16 protein-coding genes, 1 tRNA gene and 1 riboswitch are annotated in these 19,692 nt (G+C 66.4%); of the genes, 9 read left to right on the forward strand and 8 right to left on the reverse strand.

The features are described from left to right. Positions 1–8: 8 nt before the first annotated feature. Positions 9–470 carry a type IV pilin protein gene (locus E5P2_RS11250; protein ID WP_162567160.1) on the forward strand — a complete coding sequence of 154 codons (462 nt, stop codon included), beginning with the start codon at positions 9–11 and terminating at the stop codon, positions 468–470. Here E5P2_RS11250 and nrdR read toward each other — a convergent pair whose 3' ends face one another. The 3 genes from nrdR to E5P2_RS11265 all read right to left on the reverse strand — a co-directional run bounded on the left by nrdR (position 471) and on the right by E5P2_RS11265 (position 3,220). Next, positions 471–914, reverse strand: coding sequence for a transcriptional regulator NrdR (gene nrdR / locus E5P2_RS11255; RefSeq protein ID WP_162567161.1), 444 nt, complete (start codon positions 912–914; stop codon positions 471–473). 15 nt (positions 915–929) lie between these two features. Beyond that, positions 930–2,174, reverse strand: a complete 1,245-nt coding sequence (gene glyA, locus E5P2_RS11260; RefSeq protein WP_162567162.1) for a serine hydroxymethyltransferase — start codon at positions 2,172–2,174, stop codon at positions 930–932. 41 nt (positions 2,175–2,215) lie between these two features. Further along, positions 2,216–2,342, reverse strand: a riboswitch (ZMP/ZTP riboswitch). A gap of 38 nt (positions 2,343–2,380) precedes the next feature. Continuing rightward, on the reverse strand, positions 2,381–3,220 hold the full coding sequence (locus E5P2_RS11265; RefSeq protein ID WP_162567163.1) for a lytic transglycosylase domain-containing protein: 840 nt from the start codon (positions 3,218–3,220) through the stop codon (positions 2,381–2,383). 598 nt (positions 3,221–3,818) lie between these two features. Between E5P2_RS11265 and E5P2_RS11270 the strand changes: the two genes are divergently transcribed. Then, the gene (locus tag E5P2_RS11270; protein WP_162567164.1) at positions 3,819–7,637 is read left to right on the forward strand and encodes a DUF748 domain-containing protein; all 3,819 of its coding nucleotides are present in this window, start codon (positions 3,819–3,821) and stop codon (positions 7,635–7,637) included. A 91-nt stretch (positions 7,638–7,728) separates the two neighbouring features. Beyond that, on the forward strand, positions 7,729–10,569 hold the full coding sequence (locus tag E5P2_RS11275; RefSeq protein ID WP_232080664.1) for a DUF349 domain-containing protein: 2,841 nt from the start codon (positions 7,729–7,731) through the stop codon (positions 10,567–10,569). A gap of 37 nt (positions 10,570–10,606) precedes the next feature. Here E5P2_RS11275 and E5P2_RS11280 read toward each other — a convergent pair whose 3' ends face one another. From E5P2_RS11280 to E5P2_RS11300, 5 genes are read right to left on the reverse strand one after another with little or no spacing between them, the layout of a single operon-like run. Beyond that, on the reverse strand, positions 10,607–11,398 hold the full coding sequence (locus tag E5P2_RS11280; RefSeq protein WP_162567165.1) for a zinc-dependent peptidase: 792 nt from the start codon (positions 11,396–11,398) through the stop codon (positions 10,607–10,609). After that, positions 11,398–12,159: a UDP-2,3-diacylglucosamine diphosphatase gene (locus E5P2_RS11285; protein WP_162567166.1), complete on the reverse strand. Its 762-nt coding sequence runs from the start codon at positions 12,157–12,159 to the stop codon at positions 11,398–11,400. Before E5P2_RS11285 ends, E5P2_RS11280 begins: the two co-directional genes overlap by 1 nt. A 16-nt stretch (positions 12,160–12,175) precedes the next feature. Then, positions 12,176–12,688 carry a peptidylprolyl isomerase gene (locus tag E5P2_RS11290; RefSeq protein ID WP_162567167.1) on the reverse strand — a complete coding sequence of 171 codons (513 nt, stop codon included), beginning with the start codon at positions 12,686–12,688 and terminating at the stop codon, positions 12,176–12,178. A gap of 18 nt (positions 12,689–12,706) precedes the next feature. After that, the gene (locus tag E5P2_RS11295; RefSeq protein ID WP_162570449.1) at positions 12,707–13,279 is read right to left on the reverse strand and encodes a peptidylprolyl isomerase; all 573 of its coding nucleotides are present in this window, start codon (positions 13,277–13,279) and stop codon (positions 12,707–12,709) included. Between the two features lie 55 nt (positions 13,280–13,334). Beyond that, on the reverse strand, positions 13,335–13,919 hold the full coding sequence (locus E5P2_RS11300; protein ID WP_162567168.1) for a tetratricopeptide repeat protein: 585 nt from the start codon (positions 13,917–13,919) through the stop codon (positions 13,335–13,337). Positions 13,920–14,114: 195 nt separating this feature from the next. Here E5P2_RS11300 and cysS point away from each other — a divergent pair, with 195 nt between their 5' ends. From cysS to E5P2_RS11330, 6 genes are all read left to right on the forward strand, one after another. Beyond that, positions 14,115–15,491 (forward strand): cysteine--tRNA ligase, encoded by a 1,377-nt coding sequence (gene cysS / locus E5P2_RS11305; RefSeq protein ID WP_162567169.1) that lies wholly within the window; start codon positions 14,115–14,117, stop codon positions 15,489–15,491. A 14-nt stretch (positions 15,492–15,505) separates the two neighbouring features. Continuing rightward, on the forward strand, positions 15,506–16,156 hold the full coding sequence (locus tag E5P2_RS11310; protein WP_162567170.1) for a DNA-3-methyladenine glycosylase family protein: 651 nt from the start codon (positions 15,506–15,508) through the stop codon (positions 16,154–16,156). Positions 16,157–16,171: 15 nt separating this feature from the next. Further along, a complete protein-coding gene (locus E5P2_RS11315; RefSeq protein WP_162567171.1) occupies positions 16,172–17,152 on the forward strand; it encodes an acetyl-CoA carboxylase carboxyltransferase subunit alpha in 981 nt (326 codons plus the stop codon). Positions 17,153–17,198: 46 nt separating this feature from the next. Beyond that, complete coding sequence (tilS, locus tag E5P2_RS11320) at positions 17,199–18,149, forward strand: tRNA lysidine(34) synthetase TilS (protein WP_162567172.1); 951 nt, start codon at positions 17,199–17,201, stop codon at positions 18,147–18,149. An 85-nt stretch (positions 18,150–18,234) separates the two neighbouring features. Continuing rightward, complete coding sequence (locus E5P2_RS11325) at positions 18,235–19,503, forward strand: aspartate kinase (RefSeq protein WP_162567173.1); 1,269 nt, start codon at positions 18,235–18,237, stop codon at positions 19,501–19,503. Between the two features lie 22 nt (positions 19,504–19,525). Next, positions 19,526–19,618 (forward strand) — tRNA-Ser (locus E5P2_RS11330). Positions 19,619–19,692: the final 74 nt, after the last annotated feature.

The following is a 19,692-nucleotide window of genomic DNA, read 5'->3' on the forward strand; positions in this document are numbered from 1 at the left end:
GCCGCACGATGAAAACGTCTTTCGCGTCCCGGTGCCGCGTGCTCGGTTTCACCCTGATCGAAGTCATGATCGTGGTCGCCATCGTGGCCATCCTCGCATCGATCGCATTGCCGAGCTACCTCGAGTCCGTACGCAAATCGAGGCGTGCGGAAGCTCGGGCGCAGTTGATGGAAGCCGTGCAATACATGCAGCGCTTCTACAGTCAGAACGATAGTTTCAAGAGGGCCGTCGGCACGGGAGCCGACATGGTGCTGCCTGATGCCCTGATGGTCGTCCCCAGGCAAGGCGCGCAGACTTACACGATCGACTTCGTGACAGGCACTTTGCAGCCCGGTTCGTTCACCCTTGCGGCCATTCCCGCCGGCGCGATGAAGGGCGACCGCTGCGGCACCTTGCAAATCGACAGCGCCGGGCGCCGGACCATCGTCGATGCAAGGCCTGGCGTGACGGCCGACGATTGCTGGCGCTGATCAGATATCCCTGAGCAGCTGCCGGAACTCGTCCACGTCCTCGAAGCTGCGATACACGGATGCGAAGCGCACGTAGGCCACCTTGTCCATGCGCTTGAGTTCGCGCATGACCAGTTCGCCGACCTTGGTGGACTCGATTTCGCGCAGGCCGCTCGCCAGCAGCTTCTGTTCGATCCGCAGCAGCGCGATGTCGATCTGCTCGATGGTCACCGGTCGCTTGCGCAGCGCCAGCATCATCGATGCGCGCACCTTGCCCGTGTCGAAATCGGCACGGCTGCCGTCCTTCTTGACCACGACGGGGAAGTTCACGTCGGGCCGCTCATAGGTGGTGAAGCGCTTGTCGCAGGCACCGCACTGCCGCCGGCGCCGCACGAAGTCGCCATCTTCCGAGACGCGGGTCTCGACGACCTGCGTTTCGAGGTGACCGCAAAAAGGACATTTCATGCGGCCGTCGCCAAATCAGAAGTAGACGGGGAAGCGGCTCGTCAATGCGTGGACCTTGTCGCGCACGGCGGCGATGTTGGCTGCATCGCGCGGGTTCTCCAGCACATCGGCGATCAGGTTCGCGGTGGCGCGCGCCTCTTCGTCCTTGAAGCCGCGGGTCGTCATCGCCGGAGTGCCGATGCGCACGCCGCTGGTGACCATCGGCTTCTCAGGATCGTTCGGGATCGCGTTCTTGTTGATCGTCATGTGGGCGCTGCCCAGCACGGCTTCGGCCTCCTTGCCGGTGATGCCCTTGGCGCGCAGGTCGACCAGCATGACGTGGCTCTCGGTGCGGCCACTCACGATGCGCAGGCCGCGTTCGGTGAGCGTCTCGGCGACGATCCGGGCGTTCTTGACCACTTGCTGCTGGTAGGCCTTGAATTCCGGCGAGAGCGCTTCCTTGAAGGCCACAGCCTTGGCCGCGATCACGTGCATCAGAGGGCCGCCTTGCAGGCCGGGGAAGATGGCGCTGTTGATCGCCTTCTCGTGTTGCGACTTCATCAGAATGATGCCCCCGCGCGGACCGCGCAGGCTCTTGTGGGTGGTCGAGGTCACCACGTCCGCATGCGGCACCGGATTGGGATATTCGCCCGCTGCGACCAGGCCCGCGTAGTGCGCGATGTCGACCATGAAGATCGCGCCGACGTCCCGGGCCACCTTGGCGAAGCGTTCGAAATCGATGCGCAGCGAATAGGCCGAGGCGCCCGCGATGATGAGCTTGGGCATGGCGTCACGGGCCTTGCGCTCCATCGCGTCGTAGTCGATCTCTTCCTTGGCGTCGAGGCCATAGCTCACGACGTTGAACCATTTGCCGCTCATGTTGAGCGGCATGCCGTGCGTCAGGTGACCGCCTTCGGCCAGGCTCATGCCCATGATGGTGTCGCCGGGCTTCAGGAAGGCCAGCATCACGGCCTCGTTGGCCGAGGCGCCGCAATGCGCCTGGACGTTGGCGGCCTCGGCACCGAACAGCTGCTTGACGCGGTCGATGGCCAGCTGTTCGGCCACGTCGACGTGCTCGCAGCCGCCGTAGTAGCGCTTGCCCGGATAGCCCTCGGCGTATTTGTTGGTGAGCTGGGAGCCTTGTGCAGCCATCACCGCCGGCGATGCGTAGTTTTCGCTCGCAATCAGCTCGATGTGGTGTTCCTGCCTGGCGTTTTCGGCCTGGATGGCAGCCCAGATTTCGGGGTCGGTCTGTTCGACCAGGATGTTGCGGTTGTACATGGCAGTCCTTTGAGACGATGGTCCTTGTTCTTCAACCAAACAAGGGCTGCCCAGGCGAACGGCGGAACGCCTGCTCGGGATCGCGGGCGGCACGCTTCCCAGTGGTAGTCCACGTCAGCGCAATGCACCTGAAGAGGGTTGCGCCTATCGCCAGTCGCGTGCCGGCCGAGTGTAGCTGACGACAGTGGCCGCCGTCCCGAAAAGGCCTACAGATTCGACAGCAGCGCCACGTTCTGGGTGTTGTTCGTCTCCGGCTTGGCGGGTGCCACCACCGGGAGCGGCTGCGTGCGCATGGCCGGCGGTGTCGGCACCGTCGAAGGCGCGCGGCCGTTGACGACCTGGCGCAGGCGCTCCTGCTCGGCGAGCACTTTGCCCGCATAGCCGCCGTCGTCCGTGAGGTTGGCGGCGCCGACGTAATACTTGAGACCCCCCTCGAGAGAGCCGGCGCGCGCGATGCATTCCTGCAGCACCTTGACACCGACGCGCATGTTGGTGACGGGATCGAAGGCGGTGAGCGTGCCGCCGGCACTTTCGTACTTGTCGCCGTGCACGCGGGTCATGACCTGCATCAGGCCCTGGGCCCCGACCTGGCTCTGTGCGAACGGATTGAAGCTGGATTCGACTGCCATGATGGCGAGGATCACCGTCGGATCGAGCTTCGTGCGCTTGCCGAGATCGAACGCCTCGGCCACCAGCACGCTCAGCGGTTCCACGGCCACCCGGTATTTCTTGCTCAGCCAATAGGCGACTGCTGCTTGCTGCCGTGGCAGGTCCAGCGGGCTGGCTGCCGTGGTCCGTTCGATGGCGGTGGGTTCGAGTTCGAGGGCGCTCGCCTCGGGTGCCGGCTTGCGAGACTGGAGCCAGCCCATCAATTGATCCTCACTCGATTGACGCAGGTCGGGCCGCGCGACGAGCGCCAGGGCAGCGAACACGATCGCCAGGCCGACCAGGGCAAACCCGTTGTGGGTGATTTCAAAAAAGCCGTCAGCCACATCGGACGCAAAGGTCCGGAGCCCGCGGGCCATGGCTGCAAACGCCTGTTTCATCGCTCTTCCTTTCTGTGCGGCACCCAGTCACAAGGCCCGACGGGCGATGCTCAGAGGCGGCGGCGCTTGGATTGGTACGAATCAGGCCCCGCGCGGAAAGAAGGAGGAGATTTGGCGCGGCCGCCTGATCAAGCCGGTGGAATTCGGCAGCGGATTCGGTGAGGCCCGGCTGCGTCGGCAGCTGGGGCAAGGGGCATTCTAGAAGTGGCCAAATACCCGGTCAAGAATAACAAATAGACTTTTTATTCTATTTATGGGTAAGAAAATGTGAGTAATCTCCGCGTGAATCGACCATCGAGGTTTCATTGAAAACGTCATTTGCAATTCGGTCCGTGTCCGCCTACCCTCAAAAGGCCTGAGCTTCAGGCGTTAACCAAGGTCCGGCAGCCCGAGGAGAAATCCAAGGGTTCAGCGGCCGAGGCCCCATGGTGGCAATCTCTTGCTGCCAGCATGGCCGGAACGATTGAACTTCCGGTCGAGCGAAAAGATGGCATGGGCGTTTCACCCGCCATCGAGCCCGGAGACTGGACTTCGCGTCGAGACTCCGGGCTTTCTTGTTTGTGGGAAGCCGGCAGAGTTTGGGGCACACTCGGCGTTGATGAACGTTGCTTCGCTGACAAAGAACAAATGGGTGCGCCGCGGGGTCTTCGCGCTGCTGATACTGCTGGCCTTCTGGGTCCTCGCGTGGCTGGCGGTGCCGCCGATTGCCAAGAGCCAGATCCAGAAGATCGCCAGCGAGAAGCTGGGCCGCCAGGTCACGGTCGGCAAGATCGATTTCAAACCCTGGACGCTCGAGCTGACCCTGAACGACCTGCGTATCGCCAAGGCCGATGCGAGCGGGCCGCAAGTCGCGATCTCGCGCATCTACGTCGACGCCGAGTTGCAATCGATCCTGCGGTTGGCGCCTGTCATCGATGCGGTCACGGTCCAGTCGCCAGCCATCCTGCTGACGCACCTGGCGGACGGCAAATACGACATCGACGACATCCTGGCCAAGCTCTCCTCGACGCCGGATGCGCCCAAGAGCAGCGAACCCGCGCGCTTCGCGATCTACAACATCACCATTGCCGGCGGGTCGGTCGATTTCGACGACCAGACCGTCAAGCGCAAGCATGAATTGCGCGATTTCGTTCTCAATGTGCCGTTCCTCAGCAACCTGCCATCGAAACGCGATATCAAGACCGAGCCCAAGCTCGCCTTCGTTCTCAACGGCAGCAAGTTCGACTCGGCCGCGCTCACGACACCTTTCGCCGACAACCGCAAGACCGATGCCCAGCTGAACTTCAAGGGCCTCGACCTGGTGCCCTACCTCGGTTACATCCCGGGCAGTCTGCCGGTGGCGCTGCAGGCCGGCACGCTGGACGCAGATCTCAAGATCGATTTCGAGCGCGCCGCAACAGGCGGCCTGCGGATCACCGGCATGGTCGAGGCGCACGGCATCAAGCTGGCGGATTCCAGGAAGCGCGATCTGCTCGACTTCGAGTCGCTCAAGATCACGCTGGCCGACGTGCGGCCCCTGGACGGCGTCGTTCACCTGGGTGAGGTGGCGCTGGCTGCGCCGCACCTGGTGGTGGCGCGCGATGCGCAGGGGCAAATGAACCTGCTCGCCACCGATCCGGCCACGGGCGCGACGCAGAAGGTGGCCATGCCCGCGACGCCGGCCAGCGCAGCGGCACCCAAGACGATTCCACAGCCGGGCCTGCACGTGCAGGTCGACAAGGTGGTCTTGAGCCGCGGCGAAATCGGCTGGCGCGATCAAACCACCCAGCCGGCCGCGGCCATCGATGTCAAGCAACTCGATGTCGAAGCCAGCGCGGTGACCTGGCCGATGACCAAGCCCGCGCCATTCAGCGGTTCGACCTCCGTCGGCGGCGCGGCGGTCAAGTTCAGCGGCGAGGCGACCGACAAGGTGGCCAACGTCCAGACAGAGGTCGATGCGTTGCCGTTGTCGCTTGCCGCGCCGTATCTCGCTCAAAGCCTCGAGCCGACCCTCGACGGCAAGCTCAGCGGACAGATCGACATCGCATGGGCCCAGCCCGAGCTCAAGTTCAAGGCGCGCCGCGTCACGGCCGACGGACTGGCGTTGACGCAGGCCAAGACCGCACTGGCGAGCGTCGGGCGATTCGAACTTGTCGATGCCGAAGTCGACATGACCCGGCACACGCTGGCCATCGCATCCTTCACGGCCACCAATCCCAAGGTCCGCGTCGAGCGGGACAACCAGAAGCGCTGGATGTTCGAACGCTGGCTGAAGGCGCCACCCGGCGGCAGCCAGAGTGGCACGGCCGATGCCAAGGTGGCAGTGCCGAAGAATGCCAAGGCGGCCGAAGCTGCAGCGGCCTCGGGCGCCAACACCAAGCCCTGGGCGCTCTCGATCGGCACCGTGGCGGTCGACAACGGCGCGCTCTCCTATTCGGACCAGGCCAGCGCCACGCCGGTGGCCTTCGAGATCAGCGCGCTGAAGCTCCAGGCGCAGAAGATCGCACCCGACAGCAGCGCCGCATCTCCGCTGCAGCTGTCGGGACGCATCGCCGCCGGCCGCGCGGAAGCGGGGCGTTTCGACTACAAGGGCACGGTCGCGCTCAAGCCGATCTCGGCCGAAGGCCGCCTCGAAGCGGTCTCCATTCCGGCCCATGTCTTCAAGGCCTACTACGCGGATGCGCTGAACATCGACGTCCGCCGTGCGTTCGCGAGCTACCGCGGGACCGTGAAGTACGCGGCGGTGCCTGCAGGCATGAACCTGAAGCTGGCGGGTGACACTTCCCTGGAGGATTTCCGCGCCAACAGCGCGACGCTCACCCAGTCGCCCGGTGCCACGCGCAACAACCAGTTGCTGAGCTGGAAGACGCTGAATCTGCGCGGCCTGCAGGTGAGCATGGTGCCGAGCGCCCCATTGAACGTGGACGTGCGCGAAACCACATTGACCGACTTCTTCGCGCGCGTCATCGTCGATCCCACCGGCCGTCTCAATCTGCAGGACTTGACCAAGAAGCCGGGCCAGCCGGCCCTCGCGGCCGCCAGCCCCGCGGCAGGCGAGGCCACCACGCGGCGCAGCCTCGGCGGCACCCGCACGACGGCCGTGGCGCGAGCCGCCCCCAAGACCGGCGGTGCGCCGGTGCCGGCCGAATTGATGGTGGGAGGCGCACCCGAGCCCGCTCCACCAGCTTCGCCGCCCGTGGCCACCGCCGCAGTCACCGACAGCGCGAGCGGCCCCGCGCCGGTCATCCATTTCGGTCCGATGAACCTGGTCAACGGGCGGATCGACTTCACCGACCTGTTCGTCAAGCCCAACTATTCGGCCGATCTCACCGAACTGACCGGCAAGCTGAGTGCGTTTTCGTCCAAGCCGCAGGGCGACAAGCCCGCGCTGGCCGATCTCGAATTGCGGGGCAAGGCGCAGCAGACCGCATCGCTCGAAATCACCGGCAAGCTCAATCCGCTCGCGAAACCGCTGGAACTCGACATCACGGCCAAGATGCGGGACCTCGACCTGCCGCCGCTGTCGCCGTACTCGGTGCGCTATGCGGGCCACGGCATCGAGCGCGGCAAGCTCAGCATGGACGTCAGCTACAAGATCGCACCCGACGGGCAGCTCAGCGCCACCAACAAGCTGGTGCTGAACCAGTTGCAGTTCGGTGACCAGGTCGAGGGCGCGCCGGCCAGCCTGCCCGTGCGGCTCGCAGTGGCGCTGCTGGCCGACCGCAACGGCGTGATCGACGTCGACCTTCCCATCAGCGGCTCGCTCAATGACCCCCAGTTCAGCATCGGGCCGCTGATCTTCAAGGCGATCGTGAATCTGATCGTCAAGGCCGTGACGGCGCCGTTCAGCTTGTTGACGGGAGGCCTCGGCGGCGGTGGGGGCGGCGACTCGAGCATGATCGCCTTCGCCCCCGGCAGTGCCGAACTGTCGCCGGCAGCCAGGGAAAGCCTCGACAAGGTTGCCAAGGCCCTCACCGACCGTCCCGCCCTGCAGATGACGGTGGTCGGAACCGCGAGCCTCGACCAGGAGCGCGAGGCCTATCAGCGGCAGCGCCTGCGCCAGATGGCGCTGGCCGAGAAACGCCGCGCTGCGGTGCGCAACAACAAGGATGCCGCCGAGGTCGCACCGTTGACCGATGCCGAGTACCCCGAATTCCTGGCCGCGGTCTACAAGCGATCCGAAGTCAAGAAGCCGCGCAACATGATCGGGCTGGCCAAGGATCTGCCGACCAAGGAGATGGAAGATCTGCTGCTGCCCACCGTTCCGGTCGACGAAGAAGCCATTCGCCAACTGGCCGTGGAGCGGGGCGCCGCGGTGCGCGACTACCTGCTGGCCCAGAAGCTGCCCAGCGAGCGCTTGTTCCTCGGCGCGGTGCGCACGAAGGCCGGCGATGCCAACTGGAAACCCGGCGCAGAACTGAATCTGGCGACCCGTTGAGCCGGTCGGCCGCAACTCGGTGAAAATGTCGGAGTGCGCCGGCAAATGCCGGCGCCTTCGCTTTTCCTCTTCAGATAACGACCTTCGCGCAGTGACTTCAACTTCCACCAAGCCCCACGACCTCCAGTCCCTCGACACGATGACCGGCGGCGCCTTCACTGCGCCCACCTCGGGCGAGCGCGCGCAGCGCATCCGCGAATGGCTCGCGGGCAATCCGGCGCCCGAGCAGATGCAGGAGGTGTTCAAGGAACTGAGCGGCCGCGACAAGGGTGCCGCGCGGCTGTTGCGCGAAAAGCTCGACGAACTCAAGCGTGCCAAGGGCCAGGAGGCCATCGCCGCCGAGTGGGCGCAGAAGGCCGAGGCACTGCTCGCGCAGCCCAAGCTCAACATCGCCGATGCGCTCGCCTGGCAGCGCGACGCGGCCAAGGCCGGGGCGCCGCTGTCGCGCGAACCGCTGGCTGGCTTCAAGGCCACGCTGGCCGAACGTGTGAAGGGCATCGAGGATCTGCAGCACCGCGCACAGGTTCATCGCGAGGCGGCCGTGTTGCTGGCCCAGCGCTTCGAGGTGCTTTCCACCAAGGGCTGGCGCGATGCGCAGGCGGCCGAGGAAGCGCTGCGCGCCGACGTCGCGCACTGGCAGCAGCAGGCCGCGGACATCACCGCGGATGGCAACTGGAACAGCCTGGATGCCAAGTTCGCGCCGCAGCTCGAATCGTCCAAGGCCCAACTGCTGGTGGTGTCCGATGCTTTCCATGCCGCGCTGGCGCAGACGCTGGCAGCCGCCGCGGATCCGGCCGCACCGCTGCCGCCCGTGCCGGTGTGGGCCGACGAAATTCGCGTGGCGCGCGGCGGTGCGGCCGAGGCAACGCCTGCCGCTGCGCCCAAGCCCGCGGCGCCGAAGGTCGATCCGGAAAAGCGTGCCGCCGCGCAGGACGCGGTGCAAGCCGCTCTGACCAGGCTCGAACAGGAAACCGCCCAAGGTCACGGCAAGGCGAGTGCCGGTGCCGCCGCCGCATTGCGCGCGGTCCTCAAGGAACACGGCAAACTGGTCGAGCCACCGCTCGAGGCTCGTGTGCATGCGGCCCTGGTCGCCGCCGGCGAGCTCGAAGGCTGGCAGCGCTGGAGCGCCGACAAGGTGCGCGAAGACCTCGTCGCCAAGGCCGAAGGCCTGCTCAAGCGTCCCGAGGGCCAGGCACTCGGCGGGCGCAAGATGCAGGAAACGCTGCGCGCCCTGCGTGACCAGTGGAAACAGGTCGACCAGGGCGGCGCGCCGAACCATGCGCTGTGGAAGCGCTTCGACGAAGCCTGCAACGAAGCCCACAAGGTGGTCGAGGCCTGGCTCGAGAAGGTGCGCGCCGACGCGGCCGAGCACCGTGCCCAGCGCCTGGCGCTGATCGAGGAAGTGAAGGCATGGGCCGCCGAGCACGCGGACGCGTCCGACCTGAAGGCGCACAACCGCGCGCTGCATCAGTTCGCCGATCGCTGGCGCGACGCCGGCCATGTCGGCGAAAAGGTATTCGCCGAGTTGCAGCCGCACTGGAACGAGGCCTTCGGCGCCGCGCGCGCGCCATTCGAAGCGGCCCAGAAGGCCAGCGTCGAGCGGCGCCAGGCGATGATCGCCGAGGCGGCCGATCTCGGCGCCGCGCCGATGTTGCGCATCGATGCCGTCAAGGCGCTTCAGCAGCGCTGGCAGGCCGAAGCGCAGACCGTGCCGCTCGATCGTCGGCATGAGCAGAAACTGTGGGACGCCTTCCGCGCGCCCATCGACGAAGCTTTCAACCGCAAGACCGCCGAACGCGAGAAGGTCTCGGCCGCCATGAGCGAGCACGATCGCAACGTGCTCAATGCGTCGAAGGCGCTCGAGGCTGCCAACGGCACCGGCGACGCGCAGAAGATTCGTGCAGCCGTGGCCCAGCTCGAAGCCGCACTGCGCGGCGAGGCGCCGCCGCCCGGCCCGGCTCCCGTGCCGAAGGCGACGACGCCGGCAGCTTCCGATGGGCCTTCCGAAGGTGCGACCGAAGCCGTGGCCCCGGGCCAGGCCGCAGCCGAGTTCAGCGAGAGTGCTGGGCATGCACCCGCGCCGGAAGATGCCGAGGCCTTGCCGGCGGGCGCGCATGCGGATTCACAAGCGGCCCCTGCAGATGGCTTGGTCGCGCCCGCAGACGGTGCCGATCCATCGGCCCGTTCCGATGCCGAAGCGCCCGAGGCGACCGCGCCTGCGGCTGCGCCCAAACCCGCGCCAAAACCTGTGATCGCCGTGCGCGGCGACGACCGTCCGGGCAACAGAAAAGCCGAAGTCGCGCCGCAGGGGCGCGGCGGCAAGTTCGGCGACCGCGATCGACGCGACAGCCGTGGCGCATCCGGTGCCCCGGGCGGTCGGCCCAATGACCGTTCGCCGCGCAGCGGCGACCGCGCCGTGCCGGGTGGCGGCCGCTTCGGCGATCGCCCACCGCGTTTCGAAGACCGCGGGCCGCGTCTGGGCGATGTCGCGTTCCGCGCGCAGCGCGAAGCGCTCGAGCGCGCCGAACTCTCGCTGCGCAAGCTCGCGGCGCAGGCCCATGGCGAAGCGCTGACGCAGCTGCTGGCCGCATGGGAGAAGCGCGATGCGGCGGCGTTGCCGAGCGTCCAGGAACTCGGGCGGGCCGTCTCGCCGGCGGTGCGCAGCAGTTGGTCCCAGTCGCTGGGTGCGTCGCCGCAAGCGGGCGATGTGGCCGAGGCATTGCTGCGGCTCGAGATGGCCGCCGAAGTGCCGACGCCGGCCGAGCAGCTCGATGCACGCCGTGCGCTGCAGCTCAAGCTGCTGACGCGGCGCGGCGATCCCGCGCCCGCACAGACCTGGGGGCAGGATGCGGGCAAGGTGCTGGCTGCGGCGCACGATGCCGCTTCGGCACGCCGACTGCAGAACGCGCTCAAGGCGCTGCTGCGCAAGTAGCCGCCGACCGCCCGCGGGCGCGTGGGCGCCGCAGGGCTCAGCGCCCGTCGGGCCTGAAGAACGCGTCGAACATCGCGACCAGTGCGGCGAAGTCGTTCGCCAGCTGCGCGCGGTTGACGAAGTAGGCTTCGCACGCCACTGCGAAGAATTCGCTCACCGACTGCGCGCCGTACGGGTCGAGCCAGGGCGCTTCGGCGCCGAAGCGCTCGGCCAGGATGGTCTTCTCGCGGAAGGTGTCGAACGCCGGCTGCAGCACGGCAAACCATGCGGCGCGCGCATCGCGCGGCGTCGCCGTCCCCGCGAAGCGCGGCGGCAGGGGCGGGCAGCCGTCGGCCGCGCCGCTGTGCATGTCGATCTTGTGAGCGAACTCGTGGATGACGACGTTGTAGCCGGCATCGTGCGTGACGCTGCTGGCCAGCACGTCCTGCCAGCTCAGCATGACCGGTCCGCGGTCCATCGCCTCGCCGGCCACCACCTCGTCGTACTCATGGACCACGCCGGCGTAGTCGGTGGTGGTGCGGTGTGCCACCGCCTCCGAAGGATGCACCACGATGCCGACGAAATCGGCGTACCAGTTCAGGCCGCCCTTCAGGTGCAGCACGGGCAGCACCGCCTGCGCGGCGATCGAGAGTGCGACCTCGTCGGTGATCACGAAGCCATGTGCGCCATGGAATTCCTTGTCGCGCAGGAACTCGGCGGCGAGGCTTCGCAAGCGCTCCACATCGGCGCCGGAGCGTTCGGCGAGAAAGGGATAGCGCGCCAGTGTGGCCTGCCAGGCGGCATCCGGGATCGGACGCACAGCACGCAGGTTGCGCAACCAGCGGAACATCAGCGCAGATCGACGCGCTGCGCGCCGGCGCTCGACAAGCACAGCAATTGCACGCGCGGCGGATGGGCACTCGCATCCCAGTCGCTCAGCACGATGCGTTCGAGCCCTTCGCCGAGCGCGTGCGTTGCCGGCTTGTGCGTGTGGCCGTGAATCAACGTGGGCGCGTCGGCCTGCCGCAGCCACGTGCGTGCAGCCTCGGCATCGACATCGGCCCAGACTCGGCCAGGGCTGCGCTTGCGGTCTTCGCTCTGGGCGCGGATCGAGCGCGCGAGCGCACGGCGTTCGTCCAGCGGGCGCGCGAGAAACGCATCCTGCCAGGCGGCCGTGCGCACCTGGGCACGGAAGCCGAGGTACTCGGTGTCCTCGAGACACAGGATATCGCCATGGCTCAACAGCCAGCGCCTGCCGTGCAGGACCAGCACGGTCGGATCGTCCAGCAGCGTCAGTCCGCTCTGCGCGGCGAAGGCGGCACCGACCAGGAAGTCGCGGTTGCCGTGCATGAAGAAGATGGGCTGGCGCTCGGCCGCAAGGCGCAGCATCCCGGCGCACTGCGCCTCGAAGCCGGGCAGGGCGGCCGCGTCGTCGCCGACCCAGACCTCGAACAGGTCGCCGAGGATGAAGATCGCGTCGGCCGGCGTGGTCTGCAGGTAGCCCTGCCAGGCCTCGACGGTGGCCGGTTCCGCGGCTTGCAGATGGAGATCGGAAACGAGATCGACCGTGCGCCACGCCGCCGGTGCCACGAGCTCGGCGAAAGCCGTCATGCGCCGGCCTTCGCTTTCACTCCGTCTTGACGACGGCCTTTTCGATCACCAGGTCCACGAGCGGCACGTCGTCGTGGAAGCCCTTGCGGCCGGTCTTCACGGCCTTGAGCTTGTCGACCACTTCCTTGCCGCCGATGACCTTGCCGAACACGGCATAGCCCCAGCCCTGGGCCGACGGCGCCGTGTGGTTCAGGAAGCCGTTGTCGGCCACGTTGATGAAGAACTGCGCGGTGGCCGAATGCGGTGCGCTGGTGCGCGCCATCGCCACTGTGTAGTTGTCGTTCTTGAGGCCGTTGTTGGCTTCGTTCTGGATCTCGGCGCCGGTCGGCTTCTGGGTCATGCCCGGTTCGAAGCCGCCGCCTTGCACCATGAAGCCGGAGATCACGCGGTGGAACACCGTGTTGTCGTAGTGGCCCTTGGTCACGTAGGCGAGAAAATTCTCGACCGTCTTCGGTGCCTTGTCCTGATCGAGTTCGAGCGTGATGACGCCCTGGTCCTTGATGTGCAGTTCGACTTGGGGGTTGCTCATGAGGGTTCCTTTGCTGCTTTACTTCGCCACGGTGGCGGACTGGATGGTGACGGGTTCGAGCGGCACGTCCTGCATGCCGCCCTTGTTGCCGGTGCGCACGGCGCGAATCTTGTCGACGACGTCGGTGCCCGCAACCACCTTGCCGAACACGGTGTAACCGTAGCCGTCGGGATTGGGCGCGTTGAGCATCGCGTTGTCCTTCACGTTGATGAAGAACTGCGAGGTGGCGGAATTCGGATTGCCGGTGCGCGCCATCGCGATCGTGTACTTGTCGTTCTTCAGCCCATTGCCGGCCTCGAGCGGGATCGGCGCGCGCGTGGGCTTTTGCTGCAGGTCGGCCGTGAAGCCGCCGCCCTGGATCATGAAGCCGTCGATGACGCGGTGGAACACCGTGCCGTCGTAGTGCTTGTCCTTGACGTACTGAAGAAAGTTCTCGACGGTCTTGGGCGCCTTGTCGGGCGCGAGTTCGACCACGAAGTCGCCGGCCGAGGTCACGAACCGGACCCGCGGCGCGGCCTGCGCCCAGGCCAGACTCGAAACGGCCGGCGCAGCGGCCAGGACGAGGGCCGAGCGGCGTGGGAAGGCATGCATGCTCAATGAAACTCCCTTCTGGAAACGATAGGGCGAACGCCGGTGTGCGTGCGGGCTACTTGCCGCGCACGGGCTTGCGAATGACGGCGGGCGCCGGCGGCAGTGTGCCGCTGGCCGGCGCATCGAACATCTGGCGGATCAGCACCAGCTTCGGCGGCACCGTGGTATTGCCGGGCTCCAGCTGCTGTGCGCGGCTGTACGACTGCGCCGCCAGCCGGACATAGACATCGCCCAGGTTCTCGTGCGCGGTCGCGTAGCTGGGGTTGAGCTTGATCGCCATCTCGAGCGCGGCACGTGCCTTGTCGAACTCGCTCTGCGCGGCGTACAGCGCGGCGAGGTTGTTGTAGGGCTCGGGCAGTTCGGGGAAGTCCTGCGTGAGCTGGGTGAAGGCCGCGATCGCGTCGGCCTGCTTCTTCTGTTCGGTCAGGATCACGCCGCGCAGGAAGCGCATCTGCGGATCGCGCGGCTTGCCGGCGATGTAGGCATCGGCCTTGGTCAACGCTTCGTCGGACTTGCCCTGGCGCAGGAGGCCGTTGACGTCCGAGTAATCGTCGGCATGCGCGGCTGCCATCGTGAGCGCCAACAGGACGGCCGGGACGACGCGGAGCAAAAAGGACAGGGGACGAGCGGCGTGCTTCATGAAGCCTCGAGAAAAGGAGGGTGGCGCGGGCCTCGAAAACACCTGGGAAATACCCGGCGGCGGCCGTTTATACTGCGGGCGATTGTAGCCGAGGGGGCATGTTCACTCCCTCGCCGCTGCAACGCCTCCACCCCTGAAAAAACCGTTGTCTTTCGCCCGTATCACGCGAGCGCGAACTGGCGCTTTCCGAGCCTCATGAGTCTTCGCATCTACAACACGCTCACGCGTGAACTGGAGGATTTTTCTCCGCTGCAGCCGGGCCGGGTGCGCATGTATGTGTGCGGCATGACGGTGTACGACTACTGCCACCTCGGCCATGCGCGATCGATGATCGCCTTCGATGTGGTGCAGCGCTGGCTCAGGACATCGGGCCTCGCGGTCGACTACGTGCGCAACATCACCGACATCGACGACAAGATCATCCGCCGCGCGGTGGAGAACGGCGAGAGCATCCGAACGCTCACTGACCGCATGATCGATGCATTGCACCAGGATGCCGACGCGCTCGGGGTCGAACGGCCTACACACGAGCCGCGCGCCACGGCGTTCATTCCACAGATGCTGTCGATGATCGCCACGCTGGAGCGCAAGGGTCTGGCCTACCGCTCGCCCAACGGCGACGTCAACTACGCGGTGCGCAAGTTCCCCGGCTACGGCAAGCTGAGCGGCAAGACGCTCGATGAACTGCACGCCGGTGAACGCGTCGCCGTGCTCGATGGCAAGGACGACCCGCTCGATCCCGTGCTCTGGAAGAGCGCCAAGCCCACCGAGCCCGAGGAGGTCAAATGGGCCAGCGAGTTCGGCCCCGGCCGTCCCGGCTGGCACATCGAATGCTCGGCGATGGCCTGCGACCTGCTCGGCGAGACCTTCGACATCCACGGCGGCGGCGCGGACCTCCAGTTCCCGCACCACGAGAACGAGATCGCGCAGAGCGAAGGCGCGACCGGCAAGCCCTTCGCGCGCACCTGGATGCACAACGGCTTCATCAACATCGACGACGAGAAGATGTCCAAGAGCCTGGGCAACTTCTTTCTCATTCGCGATGTGCTGAAGAAGTTCGACGCCGAGACCATCCGTTTCTTCGTCGTGCGGGCCCACTATCGCAGCCCGCTCGGCTACAGCGACGTGCACCTGAACGACGCCCGCGCCTCGCTCAAGCGGCTCTACAACGCGCTGCATCTGGTCGCGCCCGCGCAGGTCGCGATCGACTGGCACGACCCCTACGCGGCCCGCTTCAAGGCCGCGATGGACGAGGACTTCGGCACGCCAGAAGCGGTGGCCGTGCTGTTCGAACTCGCCGGCGAGGTCAATCGCACGCAGTCGGGCGCGATGGCCGGCTTGCTGAAGGCGCTGGGCGGCTGCCTCGGCCTGCTGCAGGACGATCCCGAGCGCTTCCTGCAGGCCGGCACCACGCTCGACGAAGCCTCGATCCAGGCTTTGATCCAGCAGCGCGCCGAGGCCAAGGCGGCCAAGAATTTCGCCGAAGCCGATCGCATCCGCCGCGACCTGCTCGCCCAGGGCATCGAACTCAAGGACTCGCCGACGGGCACCACCTGGGCCGCAGCGAAGTGAACGAACAATAAGAAATGCCAGTCGCCAAGACACCGACCATCGAGGTCTTCACGCCCGACTATTGGGAAGAGGCCTGCAAGCATCTGGCCCGGAAGGACCGCGTGATGAAGCGGCTGATTCCGCGCTTCGGCGACGCCTGCCTCGAATCGCGCGGCGACGCCTTCACCACGCTTGCGCGCAGCATCGTCGGCCAGCAGATCTCGGTGAAGGCGGCGCAATCCGTCTGGGACCGCTTCGCCCAGCTGCCGCGCCGCATGGCGCCGGCCAACGTGCTCAAGCTCAAGGTCGACGACATGCGCGCGGCCGGCCTGTCGGCGCGCAAGATCGAATACCTGGTCGACCTCGCGCTCCATTTCGATTCGGGCGCAGTGCACGTCAACGCCTGGGAAGCCATGGCCGACGAGATGATCATTGCCGAGCTGGTCGCCATCCGCGGCATCGGCCGCTGGACGGCGGAGATGTTCCTCATCTTCCACCTGATGCGGCCCAACGTGCTGCCGCTGGACGACCTCGGCCTGATCAACGGCATCAGCCACAACTATTTCTCGGGCGATCCGGTGAGCCGCAGCGACGCCCGCGAGGTTGCCGTGGCCTGGGCGCCTTACTGCAGTGTGGCGACTTGGTATATTTGGCGATCGCTCGACCCGCTACCGGTCGCATATTGAAAACAGGAGAAGACGTTGGCGAAACGAACCTTCCTCGACTTCGAGCAGCCCGTCGCTGAACTCGAAAGCAAGATCGAAGAACTGCGCTATGTCCAGTCCGAATCGGCGGTCGACATCTCGGAAGAAATCGATCAGCTGGGCAAGAAGAGCCTGCAGCTCACCAAGGACATCTACAGCGACCTGACCCCCTGGCAGATCACCAAGATCGCGCGCCATCCCGAGCGGCCCTACACGCTCGACTACGTGAACGAGATCTTCACCGACTTCGTCGAACTGCACGGCGACCGCCACTTTTCCGACGACCTCTCGATCGTGGGCGGCCTGGCTCGCTTCAACGGAACGCCGTGCATGGTGCTCGGCCACCAGAAGGGCCGCGACACCAAGGAGCGCACCGCGCGCAACTTCGGCATGAGCAAGCCCGAGGGCTACCGCAAGGCGCTCAGGCTCATGAAGACGGCCGAGAAGTTCAAGCTGCCGGTCTTCACCTTCGTCGACACGCCCGGCGCCTATCCGGGCATCGATGCCGAGGAGCGCGGCCAATCGGAAGCCATCGGCCGCAACATCTTCGAGATGGCGCAGCTCGAGGTGCCGATCATCGTCACCATCATCGGCGAGGGCGGCTCCGGCGGCGCGCTGGCGATCTCGGTGGGCGACCAGTTGCTCATGCTGCAGTACTCCATCTATTCCGTGATCAGCCCCGAAGGCTGCGCATCGATCCTCTGGAAGACCAGCGACAAGGCGCAGGAAGCCGCCGATGCGCTCGGCATCACCGCACACCGGCTGAAGGCGCTCGGCCTGGTCGACAAGGTCGTCAACGAGCCCGTCGGCGGCGCGCATCGCGACCACCGGCAGATGGCCGCGTTCCTGAAGCGCGCGCTCAACGACGCCTTCCGGCAGGTCAGCGACCTGCGGCCGAAGGAGCTGCTGGACCGCCGCTACGAGCGCCTGCAGAGCTACGGCCGCTACGCCGACACCAAGGCCGACAGCGGCAAGTAGACGCCCCGCATCACCTGGCGCGGGCCGTTGCAGTCCGCCGCATCCGATGGAGAATCCCGCCGCCCCAGCGCTCGCGTCCTGGGCGGCGCCGTTGCCGCTGGCGATCGCGTACAGCGGTGGCGCCGATTCCACCGCCTTGCTCCATGCTGCGGCGCAGCGTTGGCCGGGGCAGGTCCAGGCCCTGCATGTGCATCACGGTCTGCAGCGTGCGGCCGATGATTTCGAAGCGCATTGCACGGCCACCTGCCGCGCGCTGAACGTGCCGCTGCATGCGGGCCGCATCGATGCCCGCCATGCGCCCGGCGAAAGTCCCGAGGACGCCGCGCGCCGCGCGCGCTACACGACGCTGGCCACGCTGGCCAAGGAACATGGCCTGCAGCATGTGGCGCTGGCCCAGCACGCCGACGACCAGGTCGAGACGATGCTGATCGCGCTCAGCCGCGGCGCGGGACTCGACGGCCTGGCCGGCATGCCGCGGCAGATCGAGCGGCACGGCGTGCACTTTCATCGGCCGCTGCTCGGCGTGCATGCGAGCGTGCTGCGCGAATGGATCGTCGCCAGCGGCACCCCGTCCATCGACGACCCCAGCAACGCCGATCTGCGCTATACGCGCAATCGTATTCGCCAACTGGTGCTGCCTGCGCTCGCCAACGCTTTGCCCCAGTTCCGCGAGACCTTCGCGCGCTCGGCACGCAATGCGGCCAAGGCCTCTGTGCTGCTGGCGGAAACCGCGGCCGCCGACCTGGCCGGTGCCGGCGCGCCGCCGACGCTGGCCGCGCTGCGCGCGCTGCCGCGTGAGCGCCTGGCAAATGCATTGCGCCACTGGCTCAAACGCGATCACGGCGCGGTGCCGAGCGAGGCGCAGCTGGAGCAACTGCTCGGCCAGATCGAGGCCTGCAGCACGCGCGGCCATCGCATCCGGCTCAAGATCGCGGGCGGCCGCGTCGAGCGCGAGGGCGACGTGCTGCATTGGTACAATGCTTCGCCCTTGCCGTAGCCTGCAGCCCTCGCGCTGAGAACGGGATCTGGCCGGGCGCCTGGAGGCCGGCATGCGGCCCGAATCCTTCTCTTTGACTTCACCCATGGCATTGATCGTTCACAAATACGGCGGCACGTCGATGGGCTCGACCGAGCGCATCCGGAATGTCGCCAAGCGCGTTGCCAAGTGGGCACGTGCCGGCCATCAGATGGTCGTCGTCCCGAGCGCGATGAGCGGCGAGACCAACCGCCTGCTCGGCCTCGCCAAGGAACTCGCGCCCAGCCGTCCCGACGACACCCACGGCCGCGAACTCGACATGCTGGCCGCCACCGGCGAGCAGGCGTCGTCGGCCCTGCTGGCGATCGCGCTGCAGGCCGAGGGGCTGCAGGCGGTCAGCTATGCGGGCTGGCAAGTCCAGGTCAAGACCGACAGCGCCTTCACCAAGGCGCGCATCGAAAGCATCGACGACGAGCGCGTGCGCGCCGACCTCGATGCCGGCCGTGTGGTCGTCATCACCGGCTTCCAGGGTGTGGACGACGCGGGCAATATCACCACGTTGGGACGCGGCGGCAGCGACACCTCCGCCGTCGCGATTGCGGCGGCGATGAAGGCCGGCGAATGCCTCATCTACACCGACGTCGACGGCGTCTACACCACCGATCCGCGCGTCGAGCCCGAGGCGCGCCGCCTGGCCACGGTGAGCTTCGAGGAAATGCTCGAGATGGCGAGCCTCGGCTCCAAGGTGCTGCAGATCCGCTCGGTCGAATTCGCTGGCAAGTACAAGGTGCCGCTGCGCGTGCTGTCCAGCTTCACGCCGTGGGACATCGACATCGATGAAGAAGCCGGGTCCGGCACGCTGATCACATTCGAGGAAGACGAAAAAATGGAACAAGCCGTCGTATCCGGCATCGCATTCAACCGCGACGAGGCCAAGATCTCCGTGCTCGGCGTGCCCGACAAGCCGGGCATCGCGTACCACATCCTGGGCGCCATCGCCGACGCCAACATCGAGGTCGACGTCATCATCCAGAATCTGAGCAAGGACGGAAAGACCGACTTCAGCTTCACCGTCCACCGCAACGACTACGCCAAGGCCGTCGATCTGCTCAAGGCCAAGGTGCTGCCCACGCTCGGCGCGGCAGAGATCGTGGGCGACACCAAGATCTGCAAGGTCAGCATCGTCGGCATCGGCATGCGCAGCCACGTCGGCGTCGCCAGCAAGATGTTCCGCGTGCTGAGCGAGGAGGGCATCAACATCCAGATGATTTCCACCAGCGAGATCAAGACCTCGGTGGTGATCGACGAGAAGTACATGGAACTCTCCGTGCGCGCCCTGCACAAGGCCTTCGATCTCGATCAACCGGTCGCGTGAAGCTGGCATAATCCAAGGTTCAGGAACTGTGACCGAGTGGCCGAAGGTGCTCCCCTGCTAAGGGAGTATGGGGTGTAGAGCCTCATCGAGGGTTCGAATCCCTCCGGTTCCGCCAATATTCATATCGTTGAATCTCCCAAAGCCCCGCGCAGCATCTGCGACGGGGCTTTTTCATTATTCGATCGACTG

This window comes from Variovorax sp. SRS16, from assembly GCF_901827165.1.
Classification (GTDB): Bacteria; Pseudomonadota; Gammaproteobacteria; order Burkholderiales; family Burkholderiaceae_C; genus Variovorax.

Coding starts and splice junctions, on each gene's coding strand:
- E5P2_RS11250 (WP_162567160.1), top strand. CDS start 9: ATGAAAACGTCTTTCGCGTCCCGGTGCCGCGTGCTCGGTTTCACCCTG.
- nrdR (WP_162567161.1), bottom strand. CDS start 914: ATGAAATGTCCTTTTTGCGGTCACCTCGAAACGCAGGTCGTCGAGACC.
- glyA (WP_162567162.1), bottom strand. CDS start 2,174: ATGTACAACCGCAACATCCTGGTCGAACAGACCGACCCCGAAATCTGG.
- E5P2_RS11265 (WP_162567163.1), bottom strand. CDS start 3,220: ATGAAACAGGCGTTTGCAGCCATGGCCCGCGGGCTCCGGACCTTTGCG.
- E5P2_RS11270 (WP_162567164.1), top strand. CDS start 3,819: ATGAACGTTGCTTCGCTGACAAAGAACAAATGGGTGCGCCGCGGGGTC.
- E5P2_RS11280 (WP_162567165.1), bottom strand. CDS start 11,398: ATGTTCCGCTGGTTGCGCAACCTGCGTGCTGTGCGTCCGATCCCGGAT.
- E5P2_RS11285 (WP_162567166.1), bottom strand. CDS start 12,159: ATGACGGCTTTCGCCGAGCTCGTGGCACCGGCGGCGTGGCGCACGGTC.
- E5P2_RS11290 (WP_162567167.1), bottom strand. CDS start 12,688: ATGAGCAACCCCCAAGTCGAACTGCACATCAAGGACCAGGGCGTCATC.
- E5P2_RS11295 (WP_162570449.1), bottom strand. CDS start 13,279: ATGCATGCCTTCCCACGCCGCTCGGCCCTCGTCCTGGCCGCTGCGCCG.
- E5P2_RS11300 (WP_162567168.1), bottom strand. CDS start 13,919: ATGAAGCACGCCGCTCGTCCCCTGTCCTTTTTGCTCCGCGTCGTCCCG.
- cysS (WP_162567169.1), top strand. CDS start 14,115: ATGAGTCTTCGCATCTACAACACGCTCACGCGTGAACTGGAGGATTTT.
- E5P2_RS11310 (WP_162567170.1), top strand. CDS start 15,506: ATGCCAGTCGCCAAGACACCGACCATCGAGGTCTTCACGCCCGACTAT.
- tilS (WP_162567172.1), top strand. CDS start 17,199: ATGGAGAATCCCGCCGCCCCAGCGCTCGCGTCCTGGGCGGCGCCGTTG.
- E5P2_RS11325 (WP_162567173.1), top strand. CDS start 18,235: ATGGCATTGATCGTTCACAAATACGGCGGCACGTCGATGGGCTCGACC.